The sequence below is a fragment of the Clostridium nigeriense genome (genome assembly GCF_050585265.1).
GTDB lineage: Bacteria > Bacillota > Clostridia > Clostridiales > Clostridiaceae > Clostridium > Clostridium nigeriense_B.
Genome location: NZ_JBNOOE010000002.1, coordinates 83,095 through 99,419, shown reverse-complemented (window position 1 = coordinate 99,419; position 16,325 = coordinate 83,095). Strand labels below are relative to the sequence as shown.

Below are 16,325 nucleotides of genomic sequence, written 5' to 3'. Positions count from 1 at the left end.
GGTATTATTTTATAGTTTGTAATTTATCTTGTCAATACTATTATTAACATTATTACAAATTTATATAATTAAAATCTATATTTTTATTATTAAACATATTTTTTTCTCTTAATTGGCATGTAAAAATAAGCAGTTGCCTAAAATCACTTCTTATTAATAATTCCAAGGCTTTCTCTGTTCTAACATCATCATATTGAACAAATGCATCATCTAATATAACTGGAAACTCCATCCCCCTATAAATCATATTTATAAAAGCTAACCTTAAAGATAAATACAATTGATCATTTGCTCCATTACTTAATATAGCTCCAGGAAGAATCTCTTTTCCTTTCCTTACCTTCATATCATAAGAATCAGACACCATGACATCATCATATTCCTTATTAGTTAAATCTTTAAAATAATATATTACAGTTGAATTTAATATATTCCCAAAGTTTCCTCTAACTTCTCTAATAGCCTCATTCATATTATCTATAGCAATTTCTGTTGCCTTTAGAAGAAGTTCAAGTTTACTTATTTTTTCTTTAACAAATTCAATCTCCTCTTCTATTTGAGGAATAGTTCTCTTACCTATAAATCTATTATTTAAATGATTTTCTACATCTTTAATTTCTTTTTCAACTTCTATTAATTCATGAGACTTTAAAGAAACTTGATTATCTATTTCTTCTTCTGAGGAATAACTATAATTAATATTTTCATTAATTATATCTTTTAATTCTTCCTTTATAGCTTCTATATCTTTATCCTTAGTTAAAGCCTTATATGCTCCTTCTATATTTTCTAAAGTCTTTAGAATTTCATCTTTTTGCTTAATTTTTTCCTTAATCTCAAATAATTTTTCTTCTAATTCATAAAGATCAATATCCTGTAGACCTATAAATTCTAATTTTTCTCTTATCCTCCTTTCTCTAATTTTTAATTCATTATTTAACTTTTCTATAGATTTTTCTTCCTTTTCAATATCTATTTTTAAAGCTAAAACTTCATTATTAATTTCTTCATACCTTGAAAGCATTAATAAAACATTATTAATTTCTTCACTATTAGCTAAATTTAAAATCCTATTTATACATTCTTCATTAACCCTATAAGTTTCTTTAACTACATCAATATTTAAAAACTTTATTTGTGCTTCTTTTTCTGATATTTTCATATTCTGTTTATCTACATAACTATTAAAATCATCAAAAAGCTTTAATTTTCTTATAAAATCCTCATAAGATTTGGCTTCAACTAATTTAGTATGTTTAAATATTTCTTTTTCTATATTCCTTATTTCTTCCTCTAAATCTTCTATATTTATTGAAGATTTGCTTCCACTTCCTATTTCAATTTTTAATGATATAGTTTTATATGCTAATAAAAAAGCTACTGCTGCTACGACTGCAATCACCAGTAAAGCTTCTTTATATAATACAATTGATGCTAATAGTACAATGAAAGATATACTAGAAATAATGCTAAAGAACTTAAACTTCTTCTCTAATTCCTTAATTTCTATCTGAGATTTATTTGAATATCCTTCTGCTCTAAATTTTAGCTCCTTTAATTTATCTTCGTATTTTGTTAATAATATACCTATTTCTTCCCTTATATCTTTAAAATTTATTGCACTACCTATGAATTTCTCCTTTTTAGAAATATCATCTTTAATTAATGATATATCTCTAGTTAATCCCTCATAAGTATTGATTTTTTCAATTAAGCTTTCTCTTTCCATTACCGCTTTTATAAATCTATTTTTTTCTTCACTAGATAAATTTTCAATAAAAAGTAACTCCTCATAGTTTTCTCTTTTAGATAAGTAAATTTCCCTACTTTTATTTAAACTTTTTTCTTCTTCAGACTTCATATCTAAAAGACTAAAATAAAGTGAGTTTTCATCTTTAATATCATTTAATAAAACTTCATCTATAATTCCATTCCTTGAGGATATACTTTCTTCAATATACCTTTCCTTTTTCTTTAGCTCCTCCCTCTTTCTTAGATATTCAGTTATTTCTTCATATTCTTTTTGAAGCTTAGATTTCTTTAAATATTTTTTATAAATATCTAAGTTCTTAATTTCTGTTCTTAACTCACTACTCTTTTCTCTTAGGGATATTAAATCCTGTTCTTTATCTATATTTTCTTCTGATAATTTATATCCTTCATATCTTTCTTGATTTAAATCATCAAGTTTATTTATTAATATATCTAATTCTCCTGTCTTTCTAGGTGTAGTTATAGACTTTTTAATTCCTTCTAGTTTTTCTAAGGATTTCTGTATAGATACAGTTTCATTATCACTATTAAGAAGGTTCGCTGCCTTATCTATAATCTCTTCTTCCTTATCTTTAGATATTGCTACCCCTAGCTGGTTTATAAATAATGTCTTAAAAAATGTAGCTGCATTAACATTAAAAAAGTACCTTCCTGGTTCATCCTTAGGTATTTCTAATACTTCTTCTCCAGTTTCTGCATCCAAGATTTCTGACGTATCTTCCTTTCTAGTGGCTCCGAAACTTCTTCTAATTATATAACTTCTAGAATTATGAGTAACATAAAGCTCTCCCCTTATTTTTTCCCCATCTATTGGAGTAAATCTCAATCTATCATTACTCTTTATATCCTTAGTTCTCTTAGAACTCATGCCATATAGCCAGATTCTAATAAAGTTTTGTATTGTACTTTTACCTTTTTCATTTTCTCCATATATTAAATTAACTTTATCTTCTAATTCAATTACCTTATCCTTTAGACCTGCAAAGGAAATTATATTAATTTTATTTATAATCATTTAAATTCACTTCCTCGTAGGATAAACATTGTATTCCTAATTTTAAAGCCATTTTCAAAAGCTCTTTATTACAATCTTCCTCTTCCATTTTTTCTAATAGTTTTTTTGCATAAACCCCTTTAATTGAGTAATCCTTTGATATTTTATCAAAGTCTAATTTTACTTCTGTTTTATCAATAACCTTTACAAAATAGAAGTCATCTTTCACTTTATCTAAAATTACCTCTTCTTTAAGGTTTATAAAGGGCTCTATTTCTCCTTTTAATATGATCTTATATAAATTATTTTTTCTTTCTTCCTCATTGAGAGATGATATTATCTTTATTTTAATATCTTCATAACTTACTGAATTGCTTATATCTATTTCTTTTACATAATAATTTCTTTTTGAAGTTCTATGAAAACTTAAATCAACAGCACCTTTAGATATTTCCCCGATTATAATTCCTTTATTATCTAATTCATCAAATCCTCTTCCTTGTGGACAACCAGCATAAGCATAATATGTATTATTTTCTCTTAATATCCCACTAAAATTATGTCTATGACCAATAGCTATATAATCCAATCCACTACTACCTATATCTTTTAAAGTAATTGGATTATAATCATTTCCTTCATCAGTATTAGAAATGTCACCATGAATTGTCATAATATTAATATAATCAGTATTAGCAGTGATATTCTTTAACATACTCTTCCTTACATGATATTCATTAAAAGCTGCTCCAAATACTACTGTTTTTAATTCCTCTATAACTACAGATTCTAAATTTCCTTTAAAGATATAAACATTATCTGGCCAATTTATCATCTTATAAAAAGATTTTTCATTATAAGGATCATGATTTCCAGGTGATATAAATACTCTTATATTATTAATTCTCTCTAATTGATTCTTAATAAAAATTAAAGTCTTTTTATTAACAGTTAAATTGTCAAAGATATCCCCAGTTAATAATAATATATCAACAGAATTTTCCATAGCCATGTCTATTATCTTACTAAAAACCTCTAATAACTCTTCTTTGCTTATTAACGCTATATTTTTACTTAAATCTTTAAAAGGAGTATCAAAATGTAAATCTCCTGCTTGTAATATCTTAATTTTTTTCATATTATCACCTTTATCACTTTGCGAACTTTTGTTCTATTTTATCATTTTTCAATTGCTTATACAACAACAAAGTGTGATATGTAAGGTTGATTATTCCGTCACTTTGCCCCAAGTCATCTTCCCTTACATATCACACTTTAAAATTAGATTTCATAATTATTCATTTCATTCAGAATTATGAAATTTACTCTATTTATTTTTAATTCATTTAACTACCTTCTCTTTTCAAATCGCATTCTATACTGAAAAAATTAATTAGTAACTTCTATTGATCCCATACCTACTGTAATATCAAAATTATATTTTGTTTCACTTGCTGTTTTGGCACTTATCTTAGTATCTCCAAAGCCAGAATCAGAGTTTATATTTATTGGCGCATTAACAGGAATTTTTATAGTTGTACTTCCCATACCACCATCTAATTTTAAATTACCATTTATGTCTCCTAAAGCAATATTTATCTCACCCATTCCACCTTCTACAGTAATATCTCCTGTTTTCTTTTCAGTTTCTAAAGAAACTTCTCCAACTCCACTTTTTAAAACTAATTTATTAAAGGATACTTCTTCTAATGATAATGAACCAACTCCACCGTTTATTACTATATTATTCAATTCTAAGTCATGAATTTCACATTCAGCAACTCCAAAGTTAAACTCTAAATCTCCATTAAAATTTCTTGGAATCTTTATTTCTAATTCACTAGAATTATCACTATTTATATTTATATCTTGTTTTGAATCTTCATTTATTATAAGTTTTTCAGATCTTTTTTTTGTATTTATCCCTCTAGAATACTTACTCAACCACCCAGATATCTCTAAATTCTCTCCATCATAATACTCAATATCAACATTACTTACATCTATATTAATATCTAAACTTGTAATTCCATCTATTGATTCTGATATATTTACATTTTCTGAAGAATAACTGGAATCATTTGAATCATCATCATTATTAAAAATCCATGTTCCCCAATTATTATTTCTACTTTCAACTCCGAACTTTATACCACATCCTGAAAGCATAGTAGTTAGTGTTAAAGCCATTATTACCTTAAAAGTTTTTTTCATTTTATTCCCCCCTAAATTATATCTAATTTTCTCTCTAAATGATAAATCGCTATATATACAAGAAAAATAATCCACCCTAAGCTTAAAATAGAATAAATTATATCAAATTTCATAAAACTCCCTATTTGAATATAGAAATATGGAAAGAAATTAGTAACTAATTGAATAATTTGTTCTACTACCCCAGATATTACAGATCCACCAATTACAACTGCTACTAAGCTTAATGCTATATTTTTTATATAAGATACGAATATTACAATAAAAGATATTACTATAACATATGCAATTATAGTACCATACATAATTGTAGTAGATGATAGTCTTATTAACTCTACCAAAGAATTTCCTGAAAGTAATGAAAGTATATATGTGACAATAACTATAGCCCCTTGTATTATAATAAATTCTAAAATCTTAGCTATAAAAAACTCAGATGATTTAACTGGAAGTGTAAATAATAATCTTCCCTTTTCCTTAGAAATTTGTCTTACAAATCTTATTATTGATGCAATAAAATTTAGCCCTAAAAAAGTAGAAATAAAAGCTATATCTAATAATGACATAAGCTCACTTATCATTGGTATTCTAATAAAAGTTGCAAGAGTATTAATAACTAAAAGAGTAAATCCAATTATATATAATATCTTACTACTCCCTGTATGATATTTACCCAAATTATATTTTAAAATCTTAATAACATTATTCATAATTTTCCACCCCACTATTATTCAGCAAATATTTTTCTATATATTTCATCAATAGATGCACTATACTTTTCTCTTAATTCTTCAGCATCCCCAGACTCTATAACTTTACCATCACCTAAAAATAATACTTCATCAAATATTCTTTCAAGTTCACCTATATAATGAGTTGTTATAATCATTGAGCTATCTTCAGATAAATTTTCTAAAATTGCATCTAGTATCTTTTCTCTTGAAACAGGATCAACTCCTGAAATAGGTTCATCTAACAAGAAAAGTTTTGCTTTTCTACTTAATGTTAAAGATAAATTAAACTTCTCCATCATTCCCTTTGATAAATCTTTTATTTTTGAATCTCTATCTAAATTCATAAATTCTAAATAACTATCCATTTTATCTTTATCAAAATCCTTAAAAAAGTCAGAATATAGACTTATGGCATCTCTAATTCTCATAGACCTATGAAATATATTTATATCTTGTAAATAAGATATATCACCTTTAGTTACATATCCTATATTGCTTCCATCTAACTTTATTTCCCCATTATCTATTCTTAAAAATCCCTCTATAACATTTAATAAAGTAGTTTTTCCTTGTCCATTAGGCCCCATAATACCTAGAACTTTTCCCTTTTCTAAATTAAAACTTACTCCTCTTAATATCTCTTTTCCTTTTATACTTTTATATAGGTTTCTTACCTCTAATATATTATTCATTTTCCCCCTCCTTATATCTCTCTGATATAATTGCTAATATACTTTCTTTTTTAAAACCCAGTGCTTTTGAGTCCTCAATAAATTTATCTATAGTTTCATTAAACAATTCTTTTCTTAAAGCAGTAATTTTTTCTTCATCTTCTGTTACAAATTTTCCAATACCCCTTTGAGTATATATTAGCCCTTGATTTTCAAGTTCAGAGTAAACCTTTTGAATAGTATTCGGATTAACTTTTATCTCACTTGCACATTCTCTAACAGACAAAATCCTTTCTCCCCCTTTTAATTCTCCAGAAACTATTTTCTTTTTCATATACGCAATTATTTGAAGATATATAGGTTCCTTTGAATTTAATTCAATCCCCATAATTTTATCTCCTTTCTATACAGTACTAGTGTATTAATTAAATAGTACACTAGTGCATTTAAATTTGCTATTTTTATTTTTCTTTATTTATCTTTATTATCTCAAATTAAACTTATATTTCTTTACTTTCCTCAATAATACTTTTACTTATATGCTAATATGTTTATAAAATTCCCCCAAAGTAAAAAGAAAGAAACCCATTGAAATAAAAATTAAATTTTCATTTCAATTAGGTTTCTCCCTTTTTAGAACGGTGCAACTACTATATTCTTTGGCGGTATATCCATCCTGTTTGTCTTACCTTTAGTTGTTCGTTGCTGTGGCTACTTTATTGAATGTTCGTATTGTTCCACCATTCTTTTTACCATTTCGCCACCAACGGAACCACATTGTTTTGAAGTCAAGTTTCCATTATAATCACTAAATGGAACTCCTAACTCTGATGCAACCTCATTTTTAAATTTACTTAATCCATTTTTTGCTTCTGGAACTAATGTTTTTGCCATTTGTAATTCCTCCTTCGGCTGTTGGTTTTGTAAACTCGCTTTTAAATGGAACTCTCTCTCATTTTAAAGCTTTAATGTTTACACTATTATCTTAACCATAGCTGGTCTTTATATTCCTAGAAATTCATGGTTAAGTTACTACTTTTTTTTATTTTTTTAAGATATATAAAATATTCCTAATAATATTGCAACATAATGCAAAGCACTTCCAGCCATTACAAATAGATGCCAAATAAAATGATTATATGGCATTTTATCTACTGCAAAAAAAATACATCCCACAGTATATGCAATTCCTCCTAAAACCACAAACATTAATATATTTGAAGGTACTAAAAGTAATACTGTTTTTATATTTATTACAATTGCCCATCCTAATAATATATATAATATAGTTGAAAAAGCTCCGAACCTATCTACCCAAAAAGCTTTAAAAACCATCCCTAAAGCTGCAATTACCCAGATAGCTATAAGTATATTAATAGATTTTCTATCAGTATTCATCAAAATTAAAATTATAGGTGTATATGTTCCAGCTATCAATAAATAAATAGATGAATGATCTAGTATCCTTAATATTTTTTTTGCTAACTTTCCAGGAATACTATGATACAGTGTAGATCCTAAATATAATATTATTAATGAAATACAGTAAATCCAAACTCCTAAAATTGCATAATTATTTTTTGTTTTTGTTGCAGCTATAATTAAAAATATACTACCTATAATTGATAGTATGGCTCCTACTCCATGAGTTACAGCATTTGCAATTTCTTCTCCCTTAGTATAAAAATTATAAACTACTTCTTCCTTTTTAATACTAAATCACCTCCTGGTTGATTTCTGTAATAATTATTACTCTATCTTTATTATATTATTCTTTTAATACCTTGTGTATATTAACCTTATTTTTTTCGCCAGCCTCTACTTCTGTTTTATTCTCAAAGAATATATATTTATCCTTTTCTAACCCTTTAAATATAATTGGAGTTATTGGGGATTTAGCCTTTTCTCTTAAAACCTCTAAAGGAAATTCAATTAATAAATCCCCTTCATTTACTATATCTCCCTCTTCAACAAAGGATAAAAAACCTTCTCCTCTTAATTTAAGACTATCTATTCCAATATGCATTAAAATATCATAGCCCTCTAAGGTTCTAATAGTAATAGAATGTCTTTCTTTAGATAAAGTAAGTACCATTCCTTTTACTGGAGACCTCAACAATTTATCAGTTGGATTAATAGCAAATCCATCACCAATTAATTTCATAGAAAATATTTCATCTGGTACTTCTTCAAGTCTTAACAACTTACCTGAAATAGGTATGTCTATTGAATATTCAGTATTAATTCCCCTTGTTATTTCTTCAACTTTCTTTTTCTTCTTTAGTACTATTTCTTTTCCATCAATAATATGTTTAATTTGATCTTTAAGAATATCCGATTGTGGTCCAAATATAGCTTGAATATTATTCCCTATTATCATTAAATCAACAGCACCTAAATATTTTAATTTTTCTTTATTTACTTTTGAAAAATTTTTAACTGTTACTCTTAATCTAGTTATACAAGAATCTAAGTACTTAATATTTCTAGCACCACCAAAGGCATCTAAAATTTCGTAAGCAATATTCTCATTAGAAATGTCAATATCTATTTTAGCTTCTTCCCCTTCTCTTCCTGGTGTTTTCAAATCAAACTTTCTTATAAAATATCTAAATCCAAAGTAATATATTATAGAAAAGGCTATTCCTACTATAATAGCCCACCACCAGCTAGTTCTATTTGGTATAACTCCAAAGAGTATAAAATCTATTAATCCTCCTGAAAATGTTAATCCTACTTTCACATTTAAAATTTGCATTACCATAAATGATAAACCTGCAAAAATACAGTGAATACCAAATAAAACAGGAGCTACAAATAAAAACAAAAATTCAACTGGTTCTGTAATTCCAGTTAAGAAAGAAGTTAATGCACCTGAAAATAAAATACCGGCTACTAATTTCTTTTTGCCTTCATCTGCTTCATGATACATAGCAAGAGCTGCTGCTGGAACACCAAACATCATAAAAGGAAACTTTCCTGTCATGAATGTACCTGCAGTAAATGGAACTCCATCTTTAAGCTGAGAAAAGAATATTGATTGATCTCCTATTACTAATTGACCTGCTGAGTTAATATATTCTCCAAATTGATACCAAAATGGTGCATACCAAATATGATGCAATCCAAAAGGAACTAGCGCTCTCTCTATAGTACCAAATATAAATGCTGCTAAAGTTTCGCTTGTACTTATCATACTCCTTGAAAATTCTAATAAGAATTTTTGAATAAAAGGCCAAACTAAAGCCATTATAACTCCTAAAAAAACTCCAGATAAAGCTGCTACAATTGGAACAAATCTTTTTCCTGAAAAAAATCCTAAATATTCAGGAAGCTTTATATTATGAAATTTATCAAATATTATAGCTGATATAACCCCAATAAGAATTCCTCCAAAAACTCCAGTATGTAATGTTGGTATTCCAAGAACCATTGTATACATTGGATTTCTTTCAACTTGAGTTAAGTCTATGCCTACTATTACCCCTAATGTAATATTCATAATTAAGAAACCCACTATAGCAGCTAATGCGGCAACTCCATCTCCTGATGACATTCCAATAGCTACTCCTACAGCAAATAATAATGGTAAGTTATCAAATATAATACTTCCTGCGGAAGATACTATATTAGCTATTAATTGAAATCTTTCTCCAGCTAAAATAGGAAAAGTATTTAATATATCTTGGTTGCTAAATAGTGTTCCAAGCCCCATTAATAAACCGGCAACTGGTAATAATGCTATAGGTAATGTTAAAGCTTTACCTATTCTTTGTAAAACTCCAAAAGACTTTTTTAATAATGTACCGATATCCATTTGTCCTCCAATATCCTCAAAATAGGCTTTAATTTAAATAAAGACTTAAGCTAAATAAACTTAAGTCTAGTAAAAAAATACTTCTAGATTTTACTATTTCTTAATACAGAAATAACTCTATGAATATGCATAGTTAAGTAAACTATTTCATCTTTATTTACTATATAATCATAATTTCCTTCAATATATGACTTTACTCTTTGAGCACAATCATAAGCTTCTGGATAGCTTTTTTTAGCTAAATCTATAAATTCACTATCAGTACTTCTATTTTGATTGTTAGTTACTACTCTCTTTGCAAAATACTTTAAATGAGTTAATAATCTATCATAATTTAAATCTTCCTCATTAAATTCTACTGAGTAATAATATCTAATAATATTTAAAATACCCTTAATTATATTAGTTGCAATTACAGATTCTTTTGAAGTTTCTTGATAACTTGCATTTACTAAATGTAGTGCAATAAAAGCTGCTTCATCCTCCGGTAAATTTATCTTAAGCCGTTTATTTATATGTTCTACAGCCCATAAAGCTACAGAAAATTCTTCTCTATGTATCCTTCTAATTTCATCCAATAGATCATTTTTTATTTGAATATTATTTTTATACCTTTTTATTGCAAATGCTATATGATCAGCTAAAGAAATATATATTTGCTTATCTAGCTTTCTATTTAGCTTCTTAGATGCATAAGTGATGATTTCATGTGCTAATTGAAATATTCCATCTGGTATTTGATTTATTAGCTTTTTAAGCTTATTTCCCATCCCCTTATCATCTACAACAAATATTTTTTCAATTTTATCTTCCTCTATTTCCTGACCAACCTTCTTATTAAAGGCAATTCCTGACCCCATTATAATTACTTCTTTTTTAGTATTAGGATCTATTGATACAACTACATTATTGTTCAATACTTTTTCTACTATCATCTTAACAATTCTCCTTACCTTGGAAAATAAAAAAGTACTTCTATATAATTTTGCTTATTCCGTCGCTCCGCTCCAAGTCATCACAAAATTAATAGAAGCACTTCAAAGCTGATGGAAGGAAATTATAAAACGTTATTAACAGGGTAACATTTTTATAATTTCCTAAAGAATAAAAAACCTAAATTGGAGTAGATTATCTATTCCAATTTAGGTATTACCTGCACTCCAGTAACAATCCATATACTTAGTAAATATATAATATCATTGTAAATAACTACTGTCAACAGTTACAGTCTACTCATGTTTAACAGGTAAAACTATTATAAACCTACTTCCATTATTAATTTCACTTTCAACATAAATTCTACCATTATGAAGTGTAACTAGCTGTTTAGTTAAAGTTAAACCAAGTCCACTTCCACCATACTCTTCTGATACATTTGCATAAGCTTGACCAAATCTATCAAAAATAGCTTCATGATACTTTCTATCTATTCCAATTCCATTATCTTCAACAGATATTCTAACATAATCTCCAAGATCAACTATTTTAACTTCTATTTTACCTCCACTTTCGGTAAATTTTATAGCATTAGCAACTAAGTTTACTACACATTTTTCTATTTCGGAAGCATCACATTCTATAACCTTCTCTTCTATTTCTGGATCTACAATTAACTCTATTCCCTTAGATTCAACAAGATCCTTCATTGATAATGCTATCTCTTCAACTAGATAAACTATATCATTCTCTTCTATTCGTAATTTGTAAGAACCAGATTCTATTTTAGATGTATCTATTATATTGTTAATTAGATTTAATAATCTACCTGAGTTTCTTCTTAAGGTACCCATATAATAATCTAATTTTTCCTTAGATAAATTGCTTTCATCCTCATTTAATTTAGATATAAGTTGTTCTACAGAAATAATAACATTTAGCGGAGTTCTAAGTTCATGTGATAAATTTACAAAATAATTATTTTTATACTTTTCATTTTTTATTAATTTATCATATAAATCTTTATTTTCCTTTAACTTATTGTTTAATTCAGTAGTCCTTTGATCAACTAAGCTATCTAATAATTTTACTCTATTCCATATGATATAGATTACTATAAATATCAGCAATGCATAAATCATATAGGCTACTGGACTTTTTAAAGGTGCTACTCCAACTGTAAATTTTATACTTGTCTCTTCACTCCATTCCCCAGTAGAATTCCTGGCTTTTACCAAAAATGTATAATCTCCAGCTTCTAAATTAGTATAATTAGCATAATTTCTATTTTCTGAGAAAAACCAATCACTATCTAATCCAACTAATTTATATGCATATTGAATTTTCTTAACATTTCTATAATCAGGCATAAAAAAGTTAAACCTTATATTATTATTCTTATAACTTATTGAAATATTATCTAAATCTAATATTTCATTTTCGTCACTATATACACTATCTACTACAACATTAGGTATAAAGCTCTTATCTTTTAAATCTTTAGGATAAAATGCAGTAAATCCATTAATACCTCCGAAGAACATCTCTCCATCTTCTGATTTATAATATGAATACCCATTAAATTCATTTCCTTGTAATCCATCTGTAACATCATAATTTATAAACTTATTATTACTTATATCGTATTTAGATATTCCATAGTTAGTACTTATCCATAAATCATTTTCTTCATCTATTAAAATTCCATAAATAAAGTTATTAGATAATCCATCACTTTCTGTATATCTTGTAAAAGTTTCATCTTCTCTATTAAACTTATTTAATCCATATTGAGTTCCTATCCAAATATTATTTTCTTCATCAACTGCAATAGATTTTATTATATTAAAACTTATACTATTTTCATTATCTTCATCATTTCTATATGTAGTTACTTCATTGGTATGCTTATTTAGCTTAATTAATCCTCCATCTATTGAAGAACCTATCCATATTATTCCTTCCTTATCTTCAGCTATATCTGAAAAAATAGTTTCAGATATGCCACTCTTTAAAAATAATTCTTTATAAGATTTAAATGTGTCTTTTCTGTCAAAACTAAAAATTCCATCTCTAGTAGCTATCCATAGAATTCCATCACTATCTATATATAATCCTCTAACATCATTAGAACTTAAAGATTTATCATTTTCAATGAAATACTTTATGAATTTATTGGTATTTTTATCGTATTTTGTAAGCCCATTTTCAGTAGCAATCCAAATTTCATTGTCAATTCCTGTAATATCTCTTATATTATCATTACTTAAGGAATTATCATTATCAGAACTTTTATACTGATATATGGCATTATTTTCTCTATCTATTACGTTTAAACCATCATGAACTGTTCCAACCCACAAAAGCCCATCTTTATCTTTATATATTCCTGCCATCATGTCATCGCTTATTGAATTTCTATCAAAAGGATCCTTTTTATAATTTATAAAAGAGTCTTGGATATTAAATATACTTATTCCATCATAAGTTCCAACCCAAATTGAACCTGAATTATCTTCAAATAAGCTTAATACATTATTACTCACTAAACTTTGAGTATCATATATTTTAGATGTATAATTAGTAAAAGTATTACTTTTCTCATCCAGTCTACTTAAGCCATTATTAGTAGCTATCCAAATAATATCATTGCTATCTTTTAATATATATCTAATTGAATTTCCAGCTATAGATTTATCATTCTCTGGATCATTAACATAAAAATCCATAATGTTAACATCAATATTTAATTTATTTAATCCACCACTATCTGTACCTATCCATAAATTATTTAAATCATCTACATAAAGTTTATATATAAAATTATCAGTAATAGAATTACTTAATCCATCTGCATAATAATTAGTTATTTCATTAGTTTTTCTATTAACTTTATTTAATCCTTCTTCTGTACCTATCCATAAGTCTTTATTTTTATCTTCTACTATACTATATATAAACTGACTAGTTAAATTATTGTCTCCATAATTATTATCATAAACTCTTATAAAGTTATTATTTTTTCTATCATATAAATTTAGTCCCTCTGTAGTCGCTATATATATATTATTATCTGAGTCTATTAAAATTTCAGTAATATTATGATCAGACAAATTACATCCATTTACTCCAGGAAAATAAACTTCTACTTCTTTAGTTGTAGTATTAATTTTATTTAATCCTCTAGATGTTCCAACCCATATATCTCCATACTCATCTTCAGTTACAGCTGTAATATAGTTTCCACTTATACTATTACTCTCATCTTTCCTATACCTATAAATTTCAAATTCTCTTCCATTATATCTGTTTAGTCCATCTGATGTAGCTATCCACATATACCCCTTACTATCTTGAAATAAATATTGAGCTGTGGCCTGTGACATTCCATCTTCTATAGTTATTCTTTTAAAATTAATATTATTTTTATTGTTAACTATAGCATTAGTTTTTATACAAATAATATTACTTATAAATACAGCAATTAACAAACTAATAAATATTTTCTTTGTTATACTATTCATATTTTTCCTCTCATAAACTATCAAATAATAATGATTTATATTTGTGCTTAATAATTTTCAATCTGAATAAATACTAAAATATTTTAAATAAACTATCCAATATTTTAAATAAATAAAAGGCTAAAAACTCTACGTTTTTAGCCTTTTATTTAGCATGGCAGGGGCAGTAGGAATCGAACCCACAACCAACGGTTTTGGAGACCGCTACTCTACCAATTGAGCTATACCCCTTTGACAAAATTTATTCTATCATGTTATTTTTACTCTTGTCAATAAAAACTTAATTACATAATAACATAAACAAGTAAAATAGTATCATATATTTTTAAAAATACTTATATATAATTTTGCTTATTCCGTCGTAAGCTCCAAGTCATCACAAAATTAATAGAAACACTTCAAAGCTGGAGGAATGAAATTATAAAAAAGTTATTCACAGGGTAACATCTTTATAATTTCCTAAATAGTAAAAAAACCAGTAATTTAAAATTACTGGTTTTTGGCAGGGGCAGTAGGAATCGAACCCACAACCAACGGTTTTGGAGACCGCTACTCTACCAATTGAGCTATACCCCTTTGCAACAATAACTATTATATCTTATGTATAGATAAAAATCAACTATTATTATTTTTAATTTTTATAGCCTCAATTATATCTGTAACATTTTTACTTAAAATATCTGTATCTTCATCATAGCTTAGCCCAACATAAGTATATTCACTTTTCATTTTATTCTTTAAGTCATCTAGATTTTCATTATCTTTATCATAAATAAATATAACTTTATCTATTTCATCTTTACTAATTTCTTCTTTATTATTTTTAATCTTAGTTGCTTGAATTCCTAAATCTCTAAATAAGTAATCAAACTTATCTGTATTAGTTACTATACTATAATCTTTATAAGAACTCATCTCTTCCTTTGATTTGCTTAAGAATTCATCTAACTCTTTAACTAAATTATTATAATTCTCTTCATAATAATTTCTATTTTTTATGTCTCTTTCTTGTAAAGCTGTTTTTATATTATATAAAGCTATTTTATATTCATTAAAACCTAATAAATAGTATGGATTTTCTTGATATTGTTCAGATGAATTTCTTGTAATAGTCCTTATTCCTCTACTCATATTAATAATTCCTACACTTGAGTTTTTAGAACTATCTACAACATCATTTATCCAAGGTTCATAACCTAGACCATTGTATATAAATAAATCCATATTTAATATATTTTCTATAACTTTGTCATTTGTCTTAAATTCACTAACTTCTTTTTCGTTATTAAATAAATACTCTACATTATGCCTATTACCTACTAAAGCCTTCGTCATCTTATAGGATTCCTTATTCACAGTTAATATGTTTAAATAAATCTCCTTTTCTTCATCAAATTCATCTGTTGGATTTGCCATTGGATTATAAGAAAAGGTTAATCCTAAAAATAAAATAGAAGTAAAAATAACTAATCCATATGTTAACTTCTTCATAATACTTTCCTCCAGGAAGCATAAATAATATTTCTATCTTTATAATATCTTATCATTTATAAGAAATAATTACAAATGTATTACAGTTTGAAAAAATATGAACTATATATCTATGTTTTAACTTTCTTTTTTTCTTCATTTTGGATAGAATATATATTAATATATAGTATT

General features: G+C 26.3%; 12 protein-coding genes and 2 tRNA genes. All 14 read right to left on the bottom strand.

Going from position 1 to position 16,325, the window contains the following annotated elements:
- Positions 1-52: 52 nt before the first annotated feature.
- Positions 53-2,788 carry an AAA family ATPase gene (locus tag ACQPVP_RS02175; protein ID WP_430846797.1) on the bottom strand — a complete coding sequence of 912 codons (2,736 nt, stop codon included), beginning with the start codon at positions 2,786-2,788 and terminating at the stop codon, positions 53-55.
- A complete protein-coding gene (locus ACQPVP_RS02170; RefSeq protein ID WP_430846795.1) occupies positions 2,775-3,905 on the bottom strand; it encodes a metallophosphoesterase family protein in 1,131 nt (376 codons plus the stop codon). Before ACQPVP_RS02170 ends, ACQPVP_RS02175 begins: the two co-directional genes overlap by 14 nt.
- Positions 3,906-4,156: 251 nt before the next feature.
- Complete coding sequence (locus ACQPVP_RS02165; RefSeq protein ID WP_430846793.1) at positions 4,157-4,981, bottom strand: DUF4097 family beta strand repeat-containing protein; 825 nt, start codon at positions 4,979-4,981, stop codon at positions 4,157-4,159.
- Between the two features lie 11 nt (positions 4,982-4,992).
- Positions 4,993-5,691 (bottom strand): hypothetical protein, encoded by a 699-nt coding sequence (locus ACQPVP_RS02160; RefSeq protein ID WP_430846792.1) that lies wholly within the window; start codon positions 5,689-5,691, stop codon positions 4,993-4,995.
- Positions 5,692-5,708: 17 nt separating this feature from the next.
- Positions 5,709-6,407, bottom strand: coding sequence for an ABC transporter ATP-binding protein (locus tag ACQPVP_RS02155; protein ID WP_430846790.1), 699 nt, complete (start codon positions 6,405-6,407; stop codon positions 5,709-5,711).
- Positions 6,400-6,774, bottom strand: a complete 375-nt coding sequence (locus ACQPVP_RS02150) for a GntR family transcriptional regulator (protein ID WP_430846788.1) — start codon at positions 6,772-6,774, stop codon at positions 6,400-6,402. Before ACQPVP_RS02150 ends, ACQPVP_RS02155 begins: the two co-directional genes overlap by 8 nt.
- A 323-nt stretch (positions 6,775-7,097) precedes the next feature.
- The gene (locus ACQPVP_RS02145) at positions 7,098-7,280 is read right to left on the bottom strand and encodes an alpha/beta-type small acid-soluble spore protein (protein ID WP_430841636.1); all 183 of its coding nucleotides are present in this window, start codon (positions 7,278-7,280) and stop codon (positions 7,098-7,100) included.
- A gap of 156 nt (positions 7,281-7,436) precedes the next feature.
- Complete coding sequence (trhA, locus tag ACQPVP_RS02140; RefSeq protein WP_430847304.1) at positions 7,437-8,051, bottom strand: PAQR family membrane homeostasis protein TrhA; 615 nt, start codon at positions 8,049-8,051, stop codon at positions 7,437-7,439.
- Between the two features lie 103 nt (positions 8,052-8,154).
- Positions 8,155-10,203: a glucose-specific PTS transporter subunit IIBC gene (gene ptsG, locus ACQPVP_RS02135; RefSeq protein WP_430846786.1), complete on the bottom strand. Its 2,049-nt coding sequence runs from the start codon at positions 10,201-10,203 to the stop codon at positions 8,155-8,157.
- An 83-nt stretch (positions 10,204-10,286) separates the two neighbouring features.
- On the bottom strand, positions 10,287-11,138 hold the full coding sequence (licT, locus tag ACQPVP_RS02130; RefSeq protein WP_430846784.1) for a BglG family transcription antiterminator LicT: 852 nt from the start codon (positions 11,136-11,138) through the stop codon (positions 10,287-10,289).
- A gap of 294 nt (positions 11,139-11,432) precedes the next feature.
- Positions 11,433-14,663 (bottom strand): ligand-binding sensor domain-containing protein, encoded by a 3,231-nt coding sequence (locus tag ACQPVP_RS02125; RefSeq protein WP_430846782.1) that lies wholly within the window; start codon positions 14,661-14,663, stop codon positions 11,433-11,435.
- 155 nt (positions 14,664-14,818) lie between these two features.
- Positions 14,819-14,894: transfer RNA gene (locus tag ACQPVP_RS02120), tRNA-Trp, on the bottom strand.
- A gap of 269 nt (positions 14,895-15,163) precedes the next feature.
- Positions 15,164-15,239, bottom strand: a tRNA-Trp gene (locus ACQPVP_RS02115).
- 39 nt (positions 15,240-15,278) lie between these two features.
- Positions 15,279-16,154, bottom strand: a complete 876-nt coding sequence (locus ACQPVP_RS02110; RefSeq protein WP_430846780.1) for a metal ABC transporter substrate-binding protein — start codon at positions 16,152-16,154, stop codon at positions 15,279-15,281.
- Between the last annotated feature and the right edge of the window lie 171 nt (positions 16,155-16,325).